The organism is Amycolatopsis sp. NPDC058986, assembly GCF_042741125.1.
Lineage (GTDB): Bacteria > Actinomycetota > Actinomycetes > Mycobacteriales > Pseudonocardiaceae > Amycolatopsis.
Genome location: NZ_JBHYJW010000100.1, coordinates 1 through 19697 on the forward strand (window position 1 = coordinate 1; position 19697 = coordinate 19697).

The 19697-nt window shown below is 70.0% G+C and carries 22 protein-coding genes; 11 read left to right on the forward strand and 11 right to left on the reverse strand.

What is annotated here, in order from left to right:
- Positions 1–163: 163 nt before the first annotated feature.
- Positions 164–442, reverse strand: a complete 279-nt coding sequence (locus ACFW0G_RS43645) for a hypothetical protein (RefSeq protein WP_378331458.1) — start codon at positions 440–442, stop codon at positions 164–166.
- A 122-nt stretch (positions 443–564) separates the two neighbouring features.
- Here ACFW0G_RS43645 and ACFW0G_RS43650 point away from each other — a divergent pair, with 122 nt between their 5' ends.
- Complete coding sequence (locus ACFW0G_RS43650) at positions 565–1530, forward strand: winged helix-turn-helix transcriptional regulator (RefSeq protein WP_378331459.1); 966 nt, start codon at positions 565–567, stop codon at positions 1528–1530.
- A gap of 90 nt (positions 1531–1620) precedes the next feature.
- Complete coding sequence (locus ACFW0G_RS43655) at positions 1621–1809, forward strand: DUF5302 domain-containing protein (protein WP_378331460.1); 189 nt, start codon at positions 1621–1623, stop codon at positions 1807–1809.
- Between the two features lie 204 nt (positions 1810–2013).
- Here the strand turns inward: ACFW0G_RS43655 and ACFW0G_RS43660 are convergent, their stop codons facing one another.
- The 4 genes from ACFW0G_RS43660 to ACFW0G_RS43675 all read right to left on the reverse strand — a co-directional run bounded on the left by ACFW0G_RS43660 (position 2014) and on the right by ACFW0G_RS43675 (position 6158).
- Positions 2014–3084 carry a Glu/Leu/Phe/Val dehydrogenase dimerization domain-containing protein gene (locus ACFW0G_RS43660; RefSeq protein ID WP_378331461.1) on the reverse strand — a complete coding sequence of 357 codons (1071 nt, stop codon included), beginning with the start codon at positions 3082–3084 and terminating at the stop codon, positions 2014–2016.
- A gap of 206 nt (positions 3085–3290) precedes the next feature.
- Positions 3291–4487, reverse strand: coding sequence for a kynureninase (locus tag ACFW0G_RS43665; protein WP_378331462.1), 1197 nt, complete (start codon positions 4485–4487; stop codon positions 3291–3293).
- Positions 4484–5266, reverse strand: a complete 783-nt coding sequence (locus ACFW0G_RS43670) for a tryptophan 2,3-dioxygenase (RefSeq protein WP_378331463.1) — start codon at positions 5264–5266, stop codon at positions 4484–4486. Before ACFW0G_RS43670 ends, ACFW0G_RS43665 begins: the two co-directional genes overlap by 4 nt.
- Positions 5267–5342: 76 nt before the next feature.
- On the reverse strand, positions 5343–6158 hold the full coding sequence (locus ACFW0G_RS43675; RefSeq protein ID WP_378331464.1) for a PaaX family transcriptional regulator C-terminal domain-containing protein: 816 nt from the start codon (positions 6156–6158) through the stop codon (positions 5343–5345).
- Positions 6159–6206: 48 nt separating this feature from the next.
- On the opposite strand from ACFW0G_RS43675, the gene ACFW0G_RS43680 reads away from it, so the two are divergent.
- The 4 genes from ACFW0G_RS43680 to ACFW0G_RS43695 are packed head-to-tail and all read left to right on the forward strand — an operon-like array spanning position 6207 to position 10010.
- The gene (locus ACFW0G_RS43680) at positions 6207–6962 is read left to right on the forward strand and encodes a creatininase family protein (RefSeq protein WP_378331465.1); all 756 of its coding nucleotides are present in this window, start codon (positions 6207–6209) and stop codon (positions 6960–6962) included.
- Positions 6959–8485 (forward strand): benzoate-CoA ligase family protein, encoded by a 1527-nt coding sequence (locus ACFW0G_RS43685; protein WP_378331466.1) that lies wholly within the window; start codon positions 6959–6961, stop codon positions 8483–8485. Before ACFW0G_RS43680 ends, ACFW0G_RS43685 begins: the two co-directional genes overlap by 4 nt.
- Before the next feature lie 8 nt (positions 8486–8493).
- Positions 8494–9186 carry an SDR family NAD(P)-dependent oxidoreductase gene (locus tag ACFW0G_RS43690; protein WP_378331479.1) on the forward strand — a complete coding sequence of 231 codons (693 nt, stop codon included), beginning with the start codon at positions 8494–8496 and terminating at the stop codon, positions 9184–9186.
- A complete protein-coding gene (locus tag ACFW0G_RS43695; protein ID WP_378331467.1) occupies positions 9183–10010 on the forward strand; it encodes an enoyl-CoA hydratase family protein in 828 nt (275 codons plus the stop codon). The genes ACFW0G_RS43690 and ACFW0G_RS43695 overlap by 4 nt, the downstream gene beginning before the upstream one ends.
- Before the next feature lie 102 nt (positions 10011–10112).
- Here the strand turns inward: ACFW0G_RS43695 and ACFW0G_RS43700 are convergent, their stop codons facing one another.
- Positions 10113–11033, reverse strand: a complete 921-nt coding sequence (locus tag ACFW0G_RS43700; RefSeq protein ID WP_378331468.1) for an SMP-30/gluconolactonase/LRE family protein — start codon at positions 11031–11033, stop codon at positions 10113–10115.
- Between the two features lie 117 nt (positions 11034–11150).
- On the opposite strand from ACFW0G_RS43700, the gene ACFW0G_RS43705 reads away from it, so the two are divergent.
- The gene (locus ACFW0G_RS43705; RefSeq protein ID WP_378331469.1) at positions 11151–11381 is read left to right on the forward strand and encodes a hypothetical protein; all 231 of its coding nucleotides are present in this window, start codon (positions 11151–11153) and stop codon (positions 11379–11381) included.
- 13 nt (positions 11382–11394) lie between these two features.
- Here ACFW0G_RS43705 and ACFW0G_RS43710 read toward each other — a convergent pair whose 3' ends face one another.
- Positions 11395–12990, reverse strand: coding sequence for a multicopper oxidase family protein (locus ACFW0G_RS43710; RefSeq protein ID WP_378331470.1), 1596 nt, complete (start codon positions 12988–12990; stop codon positions 11395–11397).
- Positions 12983–13399: a hypothetical protein gene (locus ACFW0G_RS43715; RefSeq protein ID WP_378331471.1), complete on the reverse strand. Its 417-nt coding sequence runs from the start codon at positions 13397–13399 to the stop codon at positions 12983–12985. Before ACFW0G_RS43715 ends, ACFW0G_RS43710 begins: the two co-directional genes overlap by 8 nt.
- 57 nt (positions 13400–13456) lie before the next feature.
- Here ACFW0G_RS43715 and ACFW0G_RS43720 point away from each other — a divergent pair, with 57 nt between their 5' ends.
- The 3 genes from ACFW0G_RS43720 (at position 13457) to ACFW0G_RS43730 (ending at position 15797) form a co-directional block, all read left to right on the forward strand.
- Complete coding sequence (locus tag ACFW0G_RS43720) at positions 13457–14386, forward strand: LysR family transcriptional regulator (RefSeq protein WP_378331472.1); 930 nt, start codon at positions 13457–13459, stop codon at positions 14384–14386.
- Positions 14387–14946: 560 nt separating this feature from the next.
- Positions 14947–15072, forward strand: coding sequence for a hypothetical protein (locus ACFW0G_RS43725; protein ID WP_378331473.1), 126 nt, complete (start codon positions 14947–14949; stop codon positions 15070–15072).
- Positions 15073–15332: 260 nt separating this feature from the next.
- The gene (locus tag ACFW0G_RS43730; RefSeq protein WP_378331474.1) at positions 15333–15797 is read left to right on the forward strand and encodes a hypothetical protein; all 465 of its coding nucleotides are present in this window, start codon (positions 15333–15335) and stop codon (positions 15795–15797) included.
- A gap of 34 nt (positions 15798–15831) precedes the next feature.
- Here ACFW0G_RS43730 and ACFW0G_RS43735 read toward each other — a convergent pair whose 3' ends face one another.
- Genes ACFW0G_RS43735 through ACFW0G_RS43745 form a run of 3 tightly spaced genes read right to left on the reverse strand, consistent with a single transcriptional unit; the run spans position 15832 to position 18307 of the window.
- Positions 15832–16488 carry a histidine phosphatase family protein gene (locus ACFW0G_RS43735; RefSeq protein ID WP_378331475.1) on the reverse strand — a complete coding sequence of 219 codons (657 nt, stop codon included), beginning with the start codon at positions 16486–16488 and terminating at the stop codon, positions 15832–15834.
- Positions 16488–17558, reverse strand: coding sequence for a phosphotransferase family protein (locus ACFW0G_RS43740; RefSeq protein ID WP_378331476.1), 1071 nt, complete (start codon positions 17556–17558; stop codon positions 16488–16490). Before ACFW0G_RS43740 ends, ACFW0G_RS43735 begins: the two co-directional genes overlap by 1 nt.
- Positions 17555–18307 carry an SDR family oxidoreductase gene (locus ACFW0G_RS43745; RefSeq protein WP_378331477.1) on the reverse strand — a complete coding sequence of 251 codons (753 nt, stop codon included), beginning with the start codon at positions 18305–18307 and terminating at the stop codon, positions 17555–17557. Before ACFW0G_RS43745 ends, ACFW0G_RS43740 begins: the two co-directional genes overlap by 4 nt.
- 405 nt (positions 18308–18712) lie before the next feature.
- Here ACFW0G_RS43745 and ACFW0G_RS43750 point away from each other — a divergent pair, with 405 nt between their 5' ends.
- Positions 18713–19645, forward strand: a complete 933-nt coding sequence (locus ACFW0G_RS43750) for a hypothetical protein (protein WP_378331478.1) — start codon at positions 18713–18715, stop codon at positions 19643–19645.
- Positions 19646–19697 lie beyond the last annotated feature (52 nt).

Here is a 19697-nt window from a genome sequence, read left to right on the forward strand (position 1 = left end):
CCGATCGCGCGCGGCGATCGGTGCGGCGGGTTCCGGCGGAGAGCACAGCACGGCCCCCACACGCCGCAGGGCGACGTGTGCCCTTCCATGCTTTGCTTCGGCCTCCGCCGGCCTCCTCCCGCACGCTCCCGGTCCTGCCGGGCGCGTGCCGGAGGAGGTGCCTTTATCCGGACATCCCGGCCGCGCTTTTCGCGACCGCGAAACCCGCAGGCCACGGGCCTGCCACTCCGACCTGGCTACCGTTTCCGTAGCGGGTCGATCCCTCTGGCCCGGCCGGGAGCGGCCGGGCGGGGCAGTCTCCGGCGACCCCCTGGGCCGCGTTGCCGATCTCGATGCCACCCAGCGCATAGGCGTCGCGCGGGCACCGGTTGACCTGTTCGGCTCCGTGAGCGTCCGGTGCCGTCCGGGCCACCGTGGGCGACTGTGCGGAAGTGCTGACCATCGAGCTCTCCCCTGCGGTGCGGGCTGACGGGGACGAGACTATGATTTGTGTACCCAGCTGTCAATAGGCTTCTCTAGGTGTAGTCAGCTAAGCTGGGTCCACGACGGAAAGAGGGGTCCCCGGTGACCGAAGCGACCGCACACCGTGTCCGACCGGCAGGAGAGTCGGTCCGCCGAGCACTCGAGCTGCTCGGCGACCAGTGGACGCTGCTCATCCTGCAAGGCGTCTTCCTGCGCTTCCGGCGGTACGAGCAGCTTCGGCTGCGGCTGGGCATCTCCCCGACCGCGCTGTCCGGGCGGCTCGGTGCCCTGGTGGAGAACGGAGTCCTGCTCCGGACGCCCTACCGCGACACCAACCGGACGCGGCACGAGTACCGGCTCACCGAACGCGGCCTCGAACTGTGGCCGCTGTTCATCTCGATCTGGGCGTGGGAGCGCGAATGGATCCCCGGTCGCCGGGAGGTCCTGCCGACGCTGATCCACCTCGACTGCGGGCTGACCACCTCGGCGCCGCTGGGCTGCGGCACCTGCGGCTGCCGGGTCGACGCGCGCGACATCAGCGCGAAACGGCTCGACGCGACCGGGATCGGCGCGGCGACGGCGTCGAAACGCTTCCGCCGCAAGGACGCCGAACCGCTCGCGCACGACCCGGTGATGTTCTTCCCGGACACCATGGAACTGCTCGGTGACCGGTGGTCCACCGGGCTGGTGTCCTCGGCGATGCTCGGCGCGCGGCACTTCTCGGAGTTCGAACGCGAACTCGGCATCGGCCCGAGCGTGCTGTCGGGGCGGCTCAGCAAACTCGTCGAGGTCGGCGTCCTACGGACCGAAACCGCGGCGACCCGCGCCGACGCCAGGGCCTACCGGCTCACCTCGAAGGGACTGGCGTTCTTCCCCGCGCTGGCTTTCATCGTCGAGTGGGCCCGCGGCTTCGAGGTACCGGGCCAGGACGCGGACCTCACGCTCTACCACGACGAATGCGGGAACCGGCTGGTTCCGACGCTGCTGTGCGACCACTGCGGCCGTCCACTGGTCCGCGACCGGATCCGCTTCGGCGGCCCGGTCCAGATGCCCACACCGGATCGGTGATTCTCCCGACGCCGGGGCGAAATCCGCTCGCCAACGCGGCACGCACCTGACAGGCTGGAACGGTCACACGTCGTAACCTCGGAGGTAAGCATGGCTGAACCGGAACCGTCGCGGCAGAGCGGCGAGGAGGACGACGTCAAACGCAAGTTCCGCGAGGCACTCGAGCGCAAGCAGGCCCACGCGCGGTCGGGTTCCTCCCACGAGAACGGTGGCCCGAAGAACCAGCACGCGCACGGCCCCGCCGCGAACAAGCGCCAGTTCCGCCGCAAGAGCGGCTGAGTTTTTCATCGAGCGCTTCCGCTATCACGCTGCCAGGGCGCTCCTTCTCGACGAATGTCACCGTCGCGGAAGGGGCGCCCTGTCATCGTGATAGCGGGGCCTATCGGCCAAAAGAGGGCGCTCGACCGTGAAGTCTCCTCGCGCGCTGCGCGCACTCGTCGACCTTGTGGCTGGGTTGGCCCCGACCAACCCAGCCTTGAACAGTCAGAGCAGGATTCCCCGCAGGCGGCCGACATCGGCCATGCGCCGCTCGGCGAGGCGGTCCGCCGCGGTGGCGGGCGGCACGCCTTCGGACTTCGCGAGCGCGTACACGGCCTTCGTGGTGTCGAAGATCGCCGTCGTCTTGCGCTTGGCCCGTTCGAAGTCGAACCCGTGCCGCTCGTCGTCGACCTGGATCACGCCGCCGGCGTTGACGAGGTAGTCCGGCGCGAACAGGATGCCGCGGTCGTCGAGCATCTTGTCCACCCCGGGGTGCGCGAGCTGGTTGTTCGCCGCACCGCACACGATCCGCGCCCGCAGCGCGGCCACCGTGTCGTCGTTCAGTACCCCGCCCAGCGCGCACGGCGCGAAAACGTCCAGTTCGGACCGGATCAGAGTGTCCACATCGGACACGACCTCGACGCTCGGGTACGCCGCGCGGACCCGGTCCAGCGCGGCAGGCGACACGTCGGTGACCACCACGCGCGCACCGGCCTCGACCAGATGCCCGACGAGGATGTGCCCCACCTTGCCGACCCCCGCGACACCGACGCGGCGCCCGGTCAGCTCCGGCACGCCCCAGACGTGCTCGGCGGAGGCACGCATGCCCTGGTACACCCCGAAAGCGGTGAGGACGGAGGAGTCGCCGGCGCCGCCGTCCTCCGGCGAGCGGCCGGTGACGAACCGCGATTCGCGGGCCACGACGTCCATGTCCCGCACGTAGGTGCCGACGTCGCAGGCGGTGATGTAGCGGCCGCCGAGCGACTGCACGAAACGCCCGTAGGCCCGCAGGAGCGCCTCGGTCTTCTGCGTCGCGGGGTCGCCGATGATCACGGCCTTCCCGCCGCCGAGGTCGAGCCCGGCCAGCGCGTTCTTGTAGGCCATCCCCTTCGACAGCGCGAGGACGTCGGCGAGCGCGGCGTCCTCGGACTCGTAGGGGTGGAAGCGGGTGCCGCCGAGCGCGGGGCCCAGTGCGGTCGAGTAGATACCGATGATGGCCTTCAGGCCGCTGGCCTGGTCGTGGCAGAACACAACTTGCTCATGGCCGGTGTTCCGGCCGAACACTCCTTCGGTCACGGTGGTGACTCCTTCGTCGACCCGCGCACGGCTGTGGCCGCTGCGCACCTGGTGGATGGTCCGAAGCACCGGCCGACGGGGGTCGCCCGTCGGCCGGTGCCTCACCCCGTCAACCTAAGGCCCCGGCTGATCACCGGCCAAGGCTGGTCCCAGGTTCTGGACGCCGAATGTGCCCGAAAGGCCGCCTACGCCGCGCGGCCCCGGAGTCACTGTCCGCGGACGACCTCGCCGAGGGTCGCCATCGCGGTTTCGAGCTGGAGGTCCGACAGGTAGGGCGCGGGGCCGAACCGCAGGTATGGGCCGCGCGCGTCGGTGCGCACCCCGCGTTCGGCAAGCGCGGCCTGGAGGCCCGCGGCGTCGCGGCACCTCAGGGAGAGGAAGCCGCCGATCATGCCTAACGGCGTCTCGCGGTCGCGGGTGACGACGTCTTCGGGCAGGTCCAGTTCGTCGAAGTGACGCGCGAGCAGGCCGACCTGGTGCTGCGACACCTCGCGCAGGAACCGCGGGGTCAGCCCCTGCTCGGTGAAGAACCGCTGCACCCGTACAGCCCGGTAGTGACTGGTCGGGTCGTAGGTCGCGCCGGCGAAGCGGTCGCTGCCCGGTGCGTAGGCGACCGCGCCGGGCCGCCGTTCGTCGGCGAGCGCGCCGAATTCGGCGTACCAGCCGGTGATCACCGGCCGCAGCTCCTGCGCGTGCGCGGGCAGCCGCAGGAAGCAGTTGCCCTCGCCGAGCTGGAGGTACTTGTAGCCGCCGCCGAGCACCCAGGCGTTGGTCAGCCCGAGGTCGTGCAGCGAGAACGGGACGACGCCGAGCGCGTGGTAGGCGTCGACGACGAGTTCGACCGAGCGGCCACGGCACACGTCGGCGAGGTGCGCGAGCCCCGGCACGAGCCGGGAGGTCTCGAACAGCACGGCCGAGATCAGCACTGCGGCGGTCCCGCCGTCGACCTGGTCGGCGACGCGCTCGGCGAGCGTGGTGACCGGTTCGACCGGGACGCGGACGACCTCGACGCCCTCCTCCTCCAGCCGGGCGAGCTGGCGGCGCAGGGTGTGGAACTCGCCGTCGGTGGTCACCAGCCGGGGTCGCCGGGGCAGATCCACCGCGGAAAGGAAGCGGAGCACGAGGTCGTGCGTGCTGGTCCCTAGCGCGAACTCGCCGCGCCGGTCGCCGAGCAGGACGCGGAATCCCGCGCGCAGTTCGTCGGCCTTCGCGAACGCGCGGTCCCATTTGGCGTCGACGTCACGGGCGGCGTCGGCGAAGGCTTCGAGCAACCCTTCCTCCGCGACGTCGGGCCACGCCTGATGGGAATGTCCGGTCAGCAGGAGCCGGTCGGCCACCGCGAAGCGGCGGTAGGACCCGGCCAGTGCGTTGGGGCTGGTGCGGATGTCGTCGAGGGTGCTCACAGCTGGCTCCGGACTGCCCAGAGATCCGGGAACATCGGACGGAACAAGGTAGTCCGCAGGTAGGTCGCGCCAGAGGACCCACCAGTCCCGGTCTTGTCTCCGATGGTGCGTTCGACCATCTTCACGTGACGATAGCGCCACTCCTGCATCCCTTCGTCCAGGTCCACCATGTGCTCGGCGACCACTGATTGACCGCTGTCGTCGCGGTACATCTTCAGCAGTACCGCCTGCAGCTCGGGCGAGGGCTCCACCGGTCGGGTGACGTCGGTGCGGCGGGGAATCGAGTAACCGCTTTCCGCCAGATAGGTGAGGAACGAATCGAACAGAGAGGGCCTGCTCAGCGCGTCGGAAATGCGCTTCCGCTGTTCAGAGCCCTCCGGGTAGTGGGTTAGGACACTTTCGTCCCGCCTACCGAGAACCGCTTCCAGCTCCCGGAACTGCCCCGACTGGAAGCCGCTGGAGGCGTCCAGCCGGGCCCGGAAGCTGCTGAACTGGCTCGGCGTCATGGTCTCGAGGACGTCGATCTGCTCGACGACCACCTTGAGCACGGTGAGAATCCGCCGCAGCGTGCGGATCGCGTGCGCCGTCCGGCCCGCTTCGAGGTTCTCCTGCAGATAGCGCGTCTCGTGCAGGAGCTGCTTGAACCACAGCTCGTACACCTGGTGGATCACGATGAACAGCAGCTCGTCGTGTTCGTCCGACCGGGGCCGCTGCGCGTCCAGGAGGTCGTCCAGCGCGAGGTAGGAGGTGTAGCTCAGCGCCTGCTCGGTGTCGGTCATGCGATCGCCTCGCTTCGCGAGACAGCGCCTGATCCCTTTTGGCGCATGATGTCTATGATTCGCTCGCAAGCTTCGCTCATGGTGCTACCACCTTGTCGAAATGACGCTGGGCCGCCGGGGCCAGCGCCGTGTACAGATCGTGGAACAGCTCGACCGCGGCCGCCCGGCGCCGCGGCGCGGGCACCAGGTCCGCGGGCAGTTCCGGGTCGAGCGCGGGGAACGCGCGAAAGGTGTGCACCAGCCGGGTCCGCACCCCGAACGCGCCGGGATCGTCCAGCTCGCCGGGCTCGTGCCCGCCGAACTCGTGGACGAACGCGTCGTAGCGGGCCGACAGTTCGTCGAGATCCCAGGCGCGCCCGGCGAAGCGACGGACGTCCAGACCCGCCGACGGCCGCCCGAGGAAGAGTCCGGCGTACTCGGTGACGTCGAGTTCCGCGAGCAGGGCGAGCACCTCGTCCTCGCGGTCGTGCGGCGCGATCCAGGTGCCGTCGGTGTAGGGGCCGAAGCCGAGGAACCGCAGGCGCCGGACCAGCCGCTCCCTGGCGGGACGCCGGTTTTCCGGGATGTTCTGCCACAGCACGGTCCAGGTCCCGGCCGGGCTCTCCCGGCGACCGAGGGAGAAGATCCGCCGGTCGCCGTCGGCGAGCAGCGCGACGGTGCGGGCGGTCAGCGAGTAGTGCACATGCCGCCCCGCGCGATGGCGGGTCAGCAGGTCACGACGGGCGAGCCTGGCCAGCGCGATCCGCGCCGCGCCGTCGGAGAAACCCAGCTCGGCCAGCAGCGCGACGAGCCCGCCGGACCAGATCCGCCGGGTCTCGCGCGGGTGCACGTAGCTGCCCAGCAGCGTGATGACCAGCTCCTGGGGGCTCGGCTCGAATCCGTCGACGGCCACGCCCCCAACTCTATACACCTCAGGCCGCTGCGGTGTAGGTTGATTCTCGTGACGTTCTTCGCGGATCTCACGTCCCGGCAGGTGGCCGAGCTGCCGGCTGGTGCGCGCACGCCGGTGCTGCTGCTCCCCCTCGGCGCGATCGAGCCGCACGGACCGCACGCGCCGCTCGGCACGGATCCGCTGATCTCGCACGGAATGTGCGCCCGCGCGGCGGACCGCCTCGACGCGGATCCGGACGTGCGCGTGCTCGTCCTTCCCGCGCTCCCGTACGGGGTGACGCGGTTCGCCGCCGGGTTCGCCGGAGGCATCCACATCGGCGAAGAGACGTTGCACGGGTTGCTCGTCGACGTCGGGGTGGCGTTGATCGGTCAGGGCCTGCCGCGGATCCTGCTGGTGAACAACCACTTCGAGCCCGCGCATCTGACGACGCTGCGCCATGCGGCCGAGACGCTGAACGCCGAGCACGGCGGCCGTGTCGCCCACCTCGATCTGGTCCGGCGACGGAACGCGCAGCGGCTCACCGAAGAGTTCCGCAGCGGCGAATGCCACGCCGGACGGTACGAGACCTCGCTGGTGCTGGCCGACCGGCCCGAACTCGTCGACGAATCGCTGATGCGGACCTTGCCGCATGTGCCGGTGACGCTGGCCGCGGCCTCGCCGGATTCCGGTTTCCAAGAGCTGGGGATGTCCGACGCGTATTGCGGCTCCCCCGCCGAATCGACCGCCGAGGAGGGCGAGGCCACCTTCGGCGTGCTGACCGACATGCTGGTGGAAGCCATCCGCGAGTTGGGGGCCGTCACATGAGTGCGCCGGTCAACCTCGCCACGTACTTCATCGACCGCCACGTCGAGGAGGGCCGCGGCGAGCGGACGGCGTTGCTGTGTGGCGAGAAAACCGTCAGCTATGCCGAACTGGCGAAGCTCGTCAACCGGATCGGACATGTGCTGCGCGACACGGGTGTCCGAAGTGGACAGCGGGTGCTGCTCGCACTGAGCGACGGCGAGGAGTTCGTCGCGACCTGGTACGCCGCGCAGAAGATCGGCGCGATCACCGCCGAGGTCTATCCGTTCCTGCAGCCCAAGGATTACGCCTACTACCTCGGCTACACCGAAGCCGTCGTGGTGGTCGCGGACGCGGTCACGCTGCCCGCGCTGCGCGAGGCGGGCGCGCGGAACCTGCTTGTCACCGACGTCCCGCCGGAAGACCTACGGCCCGGCGAACGTCCACTGCGGACACTCGCGGCCGAGGCGCCCGATGAGCTGGACACCGCACCTACCACGTTGGACGATATCGGGATCTGGAAGTTCACCACCGGCAGCACCGGCTCCCCCAAGGCTTGCGTGCACCCCTTGCGCAGTCCCATCGAGAGCTTCGAACGCTACGCGCTCGGCGTCCTCGGTTTACGTGCGGACGACCGGATTCTCGCCGTGCCCAAGCTTTTCTTCGGGTACGCGCGCGATCTCGCCGCGTTGTTCCCGTTCGGTGTCGGCGCCGCCGGGATCGTGTTCCCCCAGCGGACGACGGCGGACCTGATCTTCGAGCTGATCGCGCGGCACCGGCCGACCGTGCTGGTCAACGTGCCGACGATGATGAGCGCCATGATCGCCCATCCGGCGGCGTCCGAACAGGACCTGAGCTGTCTGCGCCTGACGACGTCGGCGGGCGAGGCGCTGCCCCCGGAACTGCACCGCAAATGGGACGCGGCCTTCGGCGTCCCGGTCGTGGACGGCATCGGCTCGTCGGAGGCCTACCACATCTACCTGTCCAACCGGCCGGGCGAGGCGCGGTACGGCAGCCTCGGCAAGGAGGTCCCCGGCTACACCGCTCAGGTCGTCGACGAGAGCGGGAATCCCTTGCCGGACGGGGAAATCGGACCACTGCGGATCACCGGGCCGACGATCGCGCTCGAGTACTACGGCGACGCCGAGAAGTCCGCGAAGACCTTCGACGGTGACACCCTGACCTCCGGTGACCTGTTCAGCCGCGACGCCGAAGGCTTCTACCACCACCACGGCCGCGCCGACGATCTGCTCAAGGTCGGCGGCGTTTTCGTGGCGCCGGGCGAGATCGAGGACTGCCTGCTCGGGCATCCGGACGTCGCGGACTGCGCTGTCCTGGGGGCCACAGTGGACGGACTCGTGCTCCCGCGCGCCTACGTCGTCCCGCGAACGGGGGCGACGGTCGAACCGGAGGCGCTCAAGGACTTCGCACGTGCTCACCTCGCCAAGCACAAGTACCCGCGAGAGGTCGTGTTCGTGACCGAACTTCCCCGTACCGCCAACGGAAAACTCGACCGGCGGGCGCTGCGTACGATGGCCGGGTCATGAACAACGTCATGAGCCGCCGCGTGGTCGTCACCGGTGGCACCCGGGGTATCGGCGCCGCGATCGCCGACCGTTTCCGCGCAGCGGGCGACACCGTTCTCGCGCCAGGACGCGCCGAATGCGACGTCACCGACGAAGCGGCGGTCAAGGCGTTCTTCACCGAAGCGGGCCCGATCGACGTACTGGTCAACAACGCCGGGGTGTCGACGAGCGCGCCCGTGTACGCGACGAGTGTCGAGGACTGGCGAACGCAGTTCGAGGTCAACGCGACCGGAGCGTTCCTGTGTACCCGCGCCGTCCTGCCCGGAATGCGTGAACGCGACCACGGCCGGATCGTCACCGTCGCCTCGACCGCCGGGCACGTCGGCTATCGCTACACCGCCGGGTACACCGCGTCGAAACACGCGGCGGTCGGCCTGATGCGCGCGGTGGCCGCGGAGGTGGCGGGCACCGGCGTCACCGCCAACGCGGTGTGCCCCGCGTTCGTGCGGACCGATATGACGGCCACGTCGGTGGCCCGGATCCGGGAACGCACCGGACGGGACGAGGCCGCCGCCGAAGCCGCCCTCGCCGCCGCGTCCGCGCTGGGCAGACTGCTCGAACCCGACGAGGTCGCCTTCGCGGTGACCTTCTTCGCGGCGCCCGAGGCGGCCGCGATCAACGGCCAGACTCTCGTACTCGACGGTGGAGGAATCCAGTCATGAGCCCGTTCCGTGCCACTCCCCCGATCACGGCGGAATGGGAGCACTTCGAGTTCACTGTGGACGATGGCGTCGCGACGGTCACCTTGGACCGGCCGGACAAGCTCAACGCGCTGACCTTCGACAGCTACGCCGATCTGCGGGACCTGCTCGCCGAACTGCCGCACCGGGGCGACGTGAAGGTGCTCGTGCTCACCGGACGCGGGCGCGGGTTCTGTTCCGGCGGTGATGTCGAAGAGATCATCGGCGAGCTGCAGAAGATGGAGACCGCCGAACTGCTGGAGTTCACCCGGATGACCGGGGCCGTGGTGAAGGCGATGCGGGAATGCCCGCTGCCGATCATCGCCGCCGTCAACGGTGTCGCCGCCGGTGCCGGTTCGGTGCTCGCGCTGGCCAGTGACTTCCGGCTGCTGGCGCGGTCGGCGAAGTTCGCTTTCCTGTTCACCAAGGTCGGCCTCGCCGGGGCGGACATGGGCTCGGCGTACCTGCTGCCCCGGCTGGTCGGCCTCGGCCGGGCCACCGAACTGCTGATGCTCGGCGACAAGGTCGACGCCGTCCGCGCCGAGTCGATCGGCCTCGCTTCGTCCGTTGTGGACGATGAGGAACTCCCGGCCGCCGCCGCGGCGCTCGCCCGGCGGCTGGCCGATGGTCCGGCACTCGCCTACGCCACCACCAAGGTCCTGCTGACCCGGGAACTGGACATGGATCTCGGCAGCTCCATCGAGCTGGAGGCGATCACCCAGGCGCTGCTCATGACCAGCAAGGACCACCACGAGTTCTACGCCGCATGGTCGGCCGGGCGCAGTCCACAGTGGACAGGCCGGTAGCGACGGTGTGCTGAAGGACGCCTTCGGTGCACTGATGGTGCTGAAGGACGCCATCAGTGCACCCAACGCACTGAAAGCGTCCTTCAGCACCACCGGCACCACTCAGCGGCTGGTGACCGCGATCGCCGGGTCGGCGAGACTGCCGAAGTACAGCTTGCCGTCGCGCTCGCGCACGCCGGTGAGCATGTGGAAGTCCGCGATCTCGCCCCGGAACTCGCGCTCCACCAGACCGTCCGCGGCGACGCCGAGGACACCCACCTCACGCCCCGGCTGCGGCTGAACGGCGTCGGGCAGCGCACGCACGAGCGCGCGCAGCGGAGCGGGAAGCCTGCGGACGACGTCGAGCGCCGCGACGCGGGGGCTGGCCTGGGTCACCCAGATCAGCCCGTCGCTGCCGGTGGAGATGTTGTCCGGGAAACCCGGGAGATCGTCGATCAGCGTGTCCACCTTGCCCGCGCGGGAGCCGTGCAGCCACACCCTGCTGACCCGGAACGCACCGGTCTCGGCGACCGCGACGAACGACTCGTCCGGGGGCAGCGCGACGCCGTTCGCGAACTGGAAGCCGTCGGCGAGCTGGTCGATCTGCCCGTCCGGGGTCCGCCGCAGCAGCCGCCCGCCGCCGGTCTGCTCGATGAGGTCGTCCCGCCAGCGCTCGATGCCGAAGCGCCGCGAGGAATCGGTGAAGTACACCGTGCCGTCCGCGGCGACGGCGGCGTTGTTGCAGAAGACGAACTCCAGCCCCGCCGCCGACGTCGCGAGCGTGGTGACGTCCCCGCCGCCGATCGGCACGGTCAGCAGGCCCGCGTGCGCGTCGCAGATCAGCAGTTCGTCCTCGCCGAAGAACTCGATCCCGAGCGGCCGTCCGCCGGTGTCGGCCAGCACGTCGATGCGCCTGCCGTCCGGCGCGACCCGCAGGATCCGGCCGTCCACGACCCCGGTGTAGATCCGGCCCCCGGCGTCGACCACCACGTCCTCGGTGCCGAACCCGTTGACCGGGATCAGCGTCACGTCACCGAACCGCATGCGTACCTCCTGCCACCAGCGGTCACCCGATCGCGTCCGCACGCACGAACGGGCCACGAAAGCATTACACCGCACCGCGACCGTTGCACTCCGGGCCTGTACCACGACCCACCTGATGTGGATGTTCTCCGACGGGCGAAGGCGGACCGGCGCCTCACGATCCACCGCACGTGGGCGGTGCTGCTCACGGTGCTCTCCGCCGCTCTGCTGCTCGTGGTCCCGGCCGTGTGGTGGACGCTCAGCGGCCGCCCCGGCCCCGCGTTCGTCCTGGTGACCGCGGGCGCGCTCGCGACGTGGCTGGTCGCGTTCGTCCGCGCGTGGGTGACCGGGACACGGTTGAAACCCTGACCCGCGAACCGGTTCAGACGATTTCGAGGTTCGCCATCATGCCCATGTCCTCGTGTTCGGCGTTGTGGCAGTGGAAGAGATAGCGGCCGCGATAGCCGTCGAACCGGGTGATGATCTCCGCCGCTTCGCCCGGCCGCAGCGACACGGTGTCCTTGAGTCCCGCGTCGTGCGGGAGCGGCGGCCTGCCACCGCGCGAGAGCACCTGGAAGCCGACCAGGTGCAGGTGGACGGGATGGTGGACGTCGGCGACGAACCGCCACACCTCGACGTCGCCGAGGCCGACGGTGACGTCGGAGCGGGCGGGGTCGAACGGCAGCCCGCCGATCAGCCAGCCGTGCCCGCCGTTCAGCTGCCCGGCGCGGAACGAGAACTCGCGCACCCGGACCGCGTCCGCCCGGTTCCACGTCGGGAGATCGGTCGAGAGGACGGGCGGAACGCGGCTGTCGTCGGCGGCCTTGCGCGCCACCCGGAAGGCCATGACGTCCCGGGTGCGTCCGGAGCCCAGCCGGTTGACGACCTTGACGAGGCTGCCGACCGGGACACTGGAGAAGTCGGCGATCACGTCGTAGCGCTCGGCGGGCGCGATCGGCAGGGACGCGTGGGGCACCGGCGCCGCGAGCAGCCCCTGGTCCGCGCCGATCTGGACGAGATCGAGCCGGCGGCCGTCGTCGAGCACCGCTTCCAGTTCGTAGTGCCGCGCGTTCGAGCCGTTCAGGATCCGCAGCCGGTAGCGGGCCGCGTCGACCTCGTGCACCGGCCACGGAGCGCCATTGACCAGGATGACGTCGCCGAGCACTCCGGCGAGGTAGGACTCCTGAACCCCGGGCTGTCCGCGCAGCGTGGGATCGAGGGCGGGGTAGTCGAGACTTCCGTCCGCGGCGAACGCGCGGTCCGCGATCATCAGGGGCAGTTCCCGCGGCCCCGCGGGCAGCCCGAGCGCGTCCTCGGCGTCGTCACGCACGATGTGCAGGCCCGCGAGACCCCGCCAGATCGCGGGCGCGGTGAAATCCATCCGGTGATCGTGATACCAGAGCAAAGCCGGCCGCTGGTCCATCGGGAACGTGTAGTCCCGGCTCAGTTTCGCCTGCACCGCCCGCGGATCCGACATGCCTGCCATGGCGTGGCCGCCATGGCCGTGGTGTGCGGCGTCCGGCCATCCCGCGGGCAGGACGAGGTCGGTCGGGTACCCGTCGGAGTCCGCCGGGGTCCGGCCGCCGTGCAGGTGCACGACGGTCGGCACCGGCAGCTCGTTGCGATGCGTCACGGTGATCGGCCTGCCCCGGCGCGATTCGATGGTGGGGCCGGGGAAAGTGCCACCGTATGTCCACAGTGGAGTCCGGACGCCCGGCAGGATCTCCGCGCTCGTTTCGCGCTGCGTGACGGCGTACCGGTCGACACCGCCGGAGGTGCTGACCGGCGCCAGCACTGCGGGAATCGGCAACGGCACACTGAACGCGGGCGGCAGCGGCACGGCGCTGCGCAGTTCGGCACCGGTGACCGGCGGGCGGCGCGACAACGCGGCCGCGCCCGACAGCCCGGTGGCCGCCAGCAGCCCGAGTGCCCCGCCGATTTCCAGTACCCGGCGCCTGCTGATCCGGTGGTCACGCATCGGCCCGCACCTCCCGGGCGGGCCGCCGGAAAGGCTGCCGCCACACCGCGATGAACTGGACGACGAGCGCGGCGATGGTGAGTACGCCCAGCGGGAGGTGCAGCCACAGCGCGCCCGCCAGCCCGGCGAAATACTGCGCGGTCTCGGCCGCCACCAGCGCCAGCGTGGTGAGGAACGGCCAGGCCCGGCGCAGCCGGACCCACACAACGGCCGCCACGATCAGCTGCAGGTAGCCGATCGAGGTGACGACGTCGGCACCGGTCGCGTGCCAGCCCAGGCCGTCGTAGTCCCCGCTCAGGTACACCCCGGCGAACACCGGCTGGCCGATGATCCCCACCAGATGCGCGCTGACGACGGCCCGCAATACCCCTCCGCTGACCGCGAAGGCGTCTTCCCCGTTTTGCTTCACCTCTCGAAGCTATGACTGCTGAGCTATCCTGTCTAAGATCAATATTGCTATGCCGTTATGACGTCGGAGGCATGGGTCATGGACCTGAACACGCTCAACCAGTTCCGTGTCGTGGCACGGCTGGAGCACCTCAGCCGCGCGGCCGACGAACTCCGCGTCGCCCAGCCTTCGGTGAGCCGCACCATCGCCCGGCTGGAAAACGAACTCGGCACGCCGCTGTTCGATCGCGCGGGACGGCTCCGGCTGAACGACACCGGGAAGCTCTTCCTCGGCTACGTCGAACGCGCCCTCGGCGAACTCGACGCGGGACGGCGAGCCGTCGCCGAAGCCACCAGCGAGGGCTTCGGCACCGTGCGCCTGGCGTCGGAAACCTTTCTCACCCTCACCGGCCCGCTCGCGGCGTACAAGCGGGCCCATCCCGCCATCGAGGTCGAACTCCGCTGGACACCCGCCGAGGACATGGGCCGCCTCCTGCGGGCCAAGGACGTCGACCTCTGCGTTGCCTCACAACCGATCCGCGCCGAGGGACTGGACTCGGCGCCGCTGTTCGAAGAGGCGGTGTGGGTGGCCACCCCGCACGACCATCCGCTGGCGGGCCGCGCGTCGGTGAGCGTCGAGGAACTGGCGGGTCAGCCCTTCGTGACCTCCCGCAAGGGACACTGGGTCCGCGGACTCCTCGACCGGCTCTTCGCCGGCCGGGGCCTGACCCCGAAGATCGTCTGCGAGGGCGACGAACACAGCGCCATCGCGAGCCTGATCAGCGCGGGGCTCGGCATCGGCCTCGTCCCCGCCCTCGCCCGGCGCACCGCCACCAACGACGCGGTCGCCTGGATCGCCGTCGACGATCCCGGGTGCCGCCGGACGGTCACGCTGTTCTGGGGCGCCGAGAGTCATCTCTCCAGCGCCGCCAGGCTGATGCGCGCACTGATCACCGGCTGGGACTGGGAAACCGGTGCCCCGCAAGGGAAACCCCCGGCGTTGCGATGAGCCCCGTCCTCGGTCGCTGATCGCGGAAGGGCACAGAACCGGCCACGAACGAATCACGCTCTCCCGCGGCGGTTGCGGTTCGGCGTAGCCCTGCGACGGCCTCTTGCAGACCCCGTCGCCGCAGCGAAAGAGCCACAATGAGCAGTACTGAGCCCTCCTTTCGACAGCCGCCGGTACCGCAGGCCACCCGAAGGAAACCGAGGCGGTGGCCATGGCTCTTCGGCATTCTCACCGCACTCGCCCTCGGGCTCGCGACCGGGCTGGCGGGCCGGTCGCCCGCGCCCGCCCCGGCAGCGTCAGCTGGCCGCACGCCGACGGCTCCCGCCACGACCACCTTGACTGCGACCTCGACGACGAGAGCGACGACGACCGCCACGACCTCGGTCACGGCTACCGCAACGGTCACCGCCTCCCCTGCCGAGCCGCCCTCGACCACCGCCAGGCCCGCAGGGCCGAAAACGGAGTTCGGGGACGGAACCTACCTGGTGGGTACCGATATCACGGCCGGAGCGTACCAATCCACGGGTCCTCGGGACGGTTCGGTTTGCTACTGGGCACGGATGAAGAACGACTCCGGCTCGCCCGACGCGATCATCGCTAACAACATCACACACGGCACGGCCCGCGTGACTGTGGGCAAAGGCGAGTATCTGCAGGTGTCCGGCTGTGACTTCACCCGGGCTTGAAACGCACGAGTCGCCGCATCTTTCGCAGGTGTGCCGGAGCACGACCAGTCCGGTTCGGACGGACGGGAGCGACCGCGACGCGGGTGAAGGGTGATACGTAACGCGATCCGAGATCGACACGAGAGTGTGGCATGACTTTCCCATTTCCCACAGCCGCAGCGGAACCGTCACCTCCCGCGCGACGCTGGAAGCAATGGTGGCCGTGGCTCATTGTGGGCGTGTGTGTCCTCGCGGGAACCGGCATCGCGATCGTGGTCGTGGTGACCAGGACGGCAACGAGCCAATGCGCCAACCCCGCCGAAAAGGTGCCGTGCGTCGGTCCGGGCGACACCTGGGTATCGGCCGATGGGTCGACGCGACCGCGAAACCAGGTCGCCGGTCCCGCCTCCACCAGCAATCCGGTTCCCTCGGCCACGACAAGTACTTTCGCGCCTCCGACCGTCAAGGCAAGCCCGGAGGACTTCACGATCGCGGTGAAGATCCTGGACAAGCAGTGCTTCGGCTCGGCCGGGTGCAATGTCCGCTACCGCATCGAGCCGAAGTCGACGAGCCTGTGCCTGCCCTCGTGCACGGTGCTGTACGAGATCACAGGCGGCGAATACGTCCGGAACGGCAGTTTCCGGATGGAGGGCGGCGAAGCGACGATCAAGGACAGCGAGCTGATCGGGACCAAAAACTCGAAGGCAGCCCTCACCGCTAAGGTCACCGAGGTGCTCCCGAACTGAGCGACCGGCACGACGCCGTTGTCCTGACGCGCGCCTACCGGTAGGTCAACAGCTTTGCCGCGTCCGCCTCGAAATGCGGATGTTCGTTGAACGACAACAGCGTCACCCCGCCCCGCCCGGACACGAGCTTGGTGATCCCGGCGTTCACGGTGACCCGGTTGAGCTTGAGCAGCCCGGCTTCCGGGGTACCCATGAGCGCCCCGCAGAGCGTCGCGATCACGCCGCCGGAGGTGAACACCACCGCGTGCTCCCCCTTGCCCAGCGAGGCCACGAGATCGGCGAGCGCGCCCCGGCAGCGGTTCAGGAACGCGGGCCAGGTCTCGGCGCACGGCCCGTCCGCGCCCGCTTCGGTCCACGCGGTGAGCGCGGCGTCCAGCGTCGCCTGGTAGGCCCGTGAATCCTCTTGCGGCGCGCCACCGGCGTGATGGCGCGCGATGTCGACGTGGTCGTACTCGTTCCAGCGCGCGTCCTCGGTCACCGCGATGCCCGAGCCGAGCACCTTGAGCGCGGTGGCCGCGGTGTCCCGTTGCCTGGCCAGCGATCCCGAGCGCGCCTGACTGAACTCGACACCGCGCCGCAGCAGTTCCGCACCGGCCACAGTGGACTGTTCGAACCCGAGCGGGGACAACTGGTCGTAGTCCTCGGCGCCGAACGACGCCTGCCCGTGCCGGACGAGGTAGATGGCGCCCACTAGGCCGTTCCCTTCCCGATGATCTCGCGGCAGCGCCAGTCCAGATACCCGGAGAACTGCCAGAGATCCTTGAACGCGGGGTTGTGCGTCTGGCCGTCGTGATAGCGGCGGTAGATCTGCTGCAACACCACGGCGAGCCGGAAGAGGCCGTACACCTCGTAGAAGCGCCAGTCCTCGATCTTCAGCCCGGTACGCTCCGCGTAGTGCGCCACGAACTCTTCACGCGTGTACATGCCGGGCAGGTGCGTCGGCTGGCGACGGCTCAGCTTCATCGTGTCGTCGTCATCGGCCTGCACCCAGTACGCGAGCGTGCTGCCGAGTTCCATCAGCGGGTCGCCGAGCGTGGCCATCTCCCAGTCCAGCACGCCGACGATGTCGAGGGTGTCCGGACCGTCGAGCACGAGGTTGTCGAGGCGATAGTCGTTGTGGATGAGGCAGATCTTCACCTCGCCTGGCTGGTTTTCCGCCAGCCAGGCCATCACCGCGGCGAAGTCGGGGACGTTGTCCGTGCGTGACCGGGCGAACCGCTCCGACCAGCCACGAATCTGCCGCTCGACGTACCCCGCGCCCTTGCCGAGGTCGGCGAGCCCCGCGGCATCGACGTCGACAGCGTGCAGTTCGACGAGCCGGTCGACCACCCGGCCGGACAAGTCCCGTGCCCGTTCCGGGCTCAGCTCGAGGCCGTCGGGAAGATCGCCGCGCAGGATGAGCCCGTCGAGCTTCTCCATCACGTAGAAATCGCCGCCGAGCACGGCCGGATCGTCGCCGAAGGCCAGCACCTCGGGCACGTAACCGAACACCGGCTTGAGCGCGCGCTGCACCCGGAACTCGCGGCGCATGTCGTGCGCGGACGCGGCTTTGTGCCCCGCGGGCGGACGCCGCAGGATGAGGTCGCGACCGGGATAGCTCAGCAGATACGTCAGATTCGAGGCCCCGCCGGGGAACTGCCGCACCCGTGGCGGTTCCGCACCGAGCCCGTCGACACGCTCGCTCAGCCACGCGTGCACCGCGGCGGCGTCGAAGGCGTCTTCGGCACGGACCTCGACCGTGGCGTTTCCGGCGCTGCTCACAGGAACTTCTTCAGCAGAGCCTCCGGGGCCAGCCGCACCACGAGGCTGAGCGGCGTCCACGGCCAGCTCGGGACGTACACCTTCGCGCCTTCCGCCTCGATCGCCTTGACCAGTGCCCGCACCCCGACCTCCGCGCGGGCGACCAGCGGGACGCCATCGTTGCGCGCGGTCATCTCCGACTCGATGAAGCCGGGCTGGATGTCGGTCACCTTGATCGGTGTCCGCCGCAGCTCGATCCGGGTGCCCTCGACGAACGTCGAGATGCCCGCCTTCGACGCCGCGTACGCCGTGAGGTTGCCGGGGAACCCGCGGATCGCGCTGAAGGACGAGATCACCGCGAGGTGCCCGGCCCGCTGCTCGCGGAAGATCCCCACCGCGGCCTCGACCTGGGCGGCCGCGGCGACGAAGTTGGTCTCCAGCGTCGTGCGGTTGGCGTCGAACCGGCCCTTGCCGATCGGCTGTCCCTTCCCGATTCCCGCGTTCACGATCACGCGGTCGAGCGAGCCCAGCTCCGCACGGAACTCCTCGAACACACTGAACACCCGATCATGGTCGTTGACGTCCAGCGGCCGGGGCACGACCTTGATACCGGGGAAGGCGCCCGTCAGCTCCTCGGCCAGCGCGTCGAGCCGCTCGGTCCGCCGCGCGCACAGCGCGAGATTGCGTCCCCGCGCCGCGAACTGGCGCGCCATGCCCTCGCCGAGTCCCGAGCTGGCGCCGGTGATCAGGATGTTCTTCCGCAGAGCCATACGCCGGAGCCTACCGGCAAGTAACAACGGTGTCTTCCCCATCCGGGGAGGAGTGACCGGTGGCCCGGCGCTGGGGGCGTCGCCGGGCCACCGGTCCTCGAACGGCCTGCCGCACCCGGTGATCGGACACGGTCGGCGGCCGGAGCCGGATCCGTTTGCACGGTCCTGACCTGTACGACCCGGTAACCTGGGAAGGCGCGCGGGCACCGGGCCGCTGAGCCATACAAACGTGCGCGCCGGGGCGGGGGCAACGATTCCCAGTTGCCAGTACTAGTCCGTTCGACCCAATACCGGTCGGCCGCCGCGGGATGTGGGCTGCTCACAAGGTGTGGCCATGTCACCGCGTACTGCTAACGTTCTCGCAGTCGTAGTACCGGGACGGCACACATGGGGCGGGTCACGACAATGGCGGGAAGCACGGCGGGCCAGGGTGACCACGAAGGCGAGCGCACGGCGTTCGCGATCGCGCTGCGGAACGCGATCGCCGCCAGTGGCCTGAGCCTCGACCGCGTCCAGGCCCGGCTACGGGCCCGCGGCGCCACGGTCAGCGTCACGGCGCTGAGCTACTGGCAGTCCGGCAAACGCCAGCCCGAGCGGCAGGGCTCGCTGTCGGCCGTGCGGGTACTGGAGGACATCCTCGGCGTGCCCGCGGGTTCACTGCTCGGCCTGCTGCCGCCTCCCCGCCCGCGCGGCGGAGCCCGGCGCCAGACGAGCGGCGCCGAACCGCTGACGTTCACCAGGGAAACGCTTCAACCGCTGCTCGAGCGCGTCGGCGCACCCCACGCCCTCGACCGCCAGCACCAGCTGAAACTCGTCGGCCTGCACGACCAGTGCGAGATCGCCGAGGACGGCGGGCAACGCGCCGTCACCGCCCGCGCGGTGTTCCAGGCGGGCGCCGACGGCCAGGACCGCTGGCTGCTCGTCTACGCGCAGGGCAACCCCGAAGCCGGGCCGCCCGCGCTGCACGCGGTCCGGAACTGCCGGGTCGGCCGCGCCGAGGTCGACGAGACCCACGGCCTCACCGTCGCCGAGCTGATCTTCGACCGCCCCATCGACCGCGGCGAAACCCACCTCATCGAGTACTCCCTGATCAACGCCGGACCGCCGTACCCGGAGTGTCAGAACACCTACTACCGCGAGTTCCGGCGCCCGGTGCGGGAATACCTGCTGGAGGTGCGGTTCGCGCCCGGCACCGCGCCCGAGCGGTGCTGGCAGTACTCGCGCGAAGGCGGTGAGGGCGCGCTCGCCCGGCGCCGGCTCAAGCTCGACGGCGGCGACGGGGTGCACGCCGTCGCCCTCGACTTCGGCCCCGGGATCTTCGGTATCGACTGGGACTGACCGCGGCCTAATGCCGTTAAGGCCACCTTACGGGCGTCGGACGCCCGTAAGG

Excerpts from the sequence above, each read along its gene's own strand:
- ACFW0G_RS43645 (WP_378331458.1), bottom strand. The coding sequence starts at position 442 with ATGGTCAGCACTTCCGCACAGTCGCCCACGGTGGCCCGGACGGCACCG.
- ACFW0G_RS43655 (WP_378331460.1), top strand. The coding sequence starts at position 1,621 with ATGGCTGAACCGGAACCGTCGCGGCAGAGCGGCGAGGAGGACGACGTC.
- ACFW0G_RS43670 (WP_378331463.1), bottom strand. The coding sequence starts at position 5,266 with ATGACCGACACCGAGCAGGCGCTGAGCTACACCTCCTACCTCGCGCTG.
- ACFW0G_RS43685 (WP_378331466.1), top strand. The coding sequence starts at position 6,959 with ATGAGTGCGCCGGTCAACCTCGCCACGTACTTCATCGACCGCCACGTC.
- ACFW0G_RS43690 (WP_378331479.1), top strand. The coding sequence starts at position 8,494 with ATGAGCCGCCGCGTGGTCGTCACCGGTGGCACCCGGGGTATCGGCGCC.
- ACFW0G_RS43695 (WP_378331467.1), top strand. The coding sequence starts at position 9,183 with ATGAGCCCGTTCCGTGCCACTCCCCCGATCACGGCGGAATGGGAGCAC.
- ACFW0G_RS43700 (WP_378331468.1), bottom strand. The coding sequence starts at position 11,033 with ATGCGGTTCGGTGACGTGACGCTGATCCCGGTCAACGGGTTCGGCACC.
- ACFW0G_RS43710 (WP_378331470.1), bottom strand. The coding sequence starts at position 12,990 with ATGCGTGACCACCGGATCAGCAGGCGCCGGGTACTGGAAATCGGCGGG.
- ACFW0G_RS43720 (WP_378331472.1), top strand. The coding sequence starts at position 13,457 with ATGACGTCGGAGGCATGGGTCATGGACCTGAACACGCTCAACCAGTTC.
- ACFW0G_RS43725 (WP_378331473.1), top strand. The coding sequence starts at position 14,947 with ATGAAGAACGACTCCGGCTCGCCCGACGCGATCATCGCTAACAACATC.
- ACFW0G_RS43745 (WP_378331477.1), bottom strand. The coding sequence starts at position 18,307 with ATGGCTCTGCGGAAGAACATCCTGATCACCGGCGCCAGCTCGGGACTC.
- ACFW0G_RS43750 (WP_378331478.1), top strand. The coding sequence starts at position 18,713 with ATGGCGGGAAGCACGGCGGGCCAGGGTGACCACGAAGGCGAGCGCACG.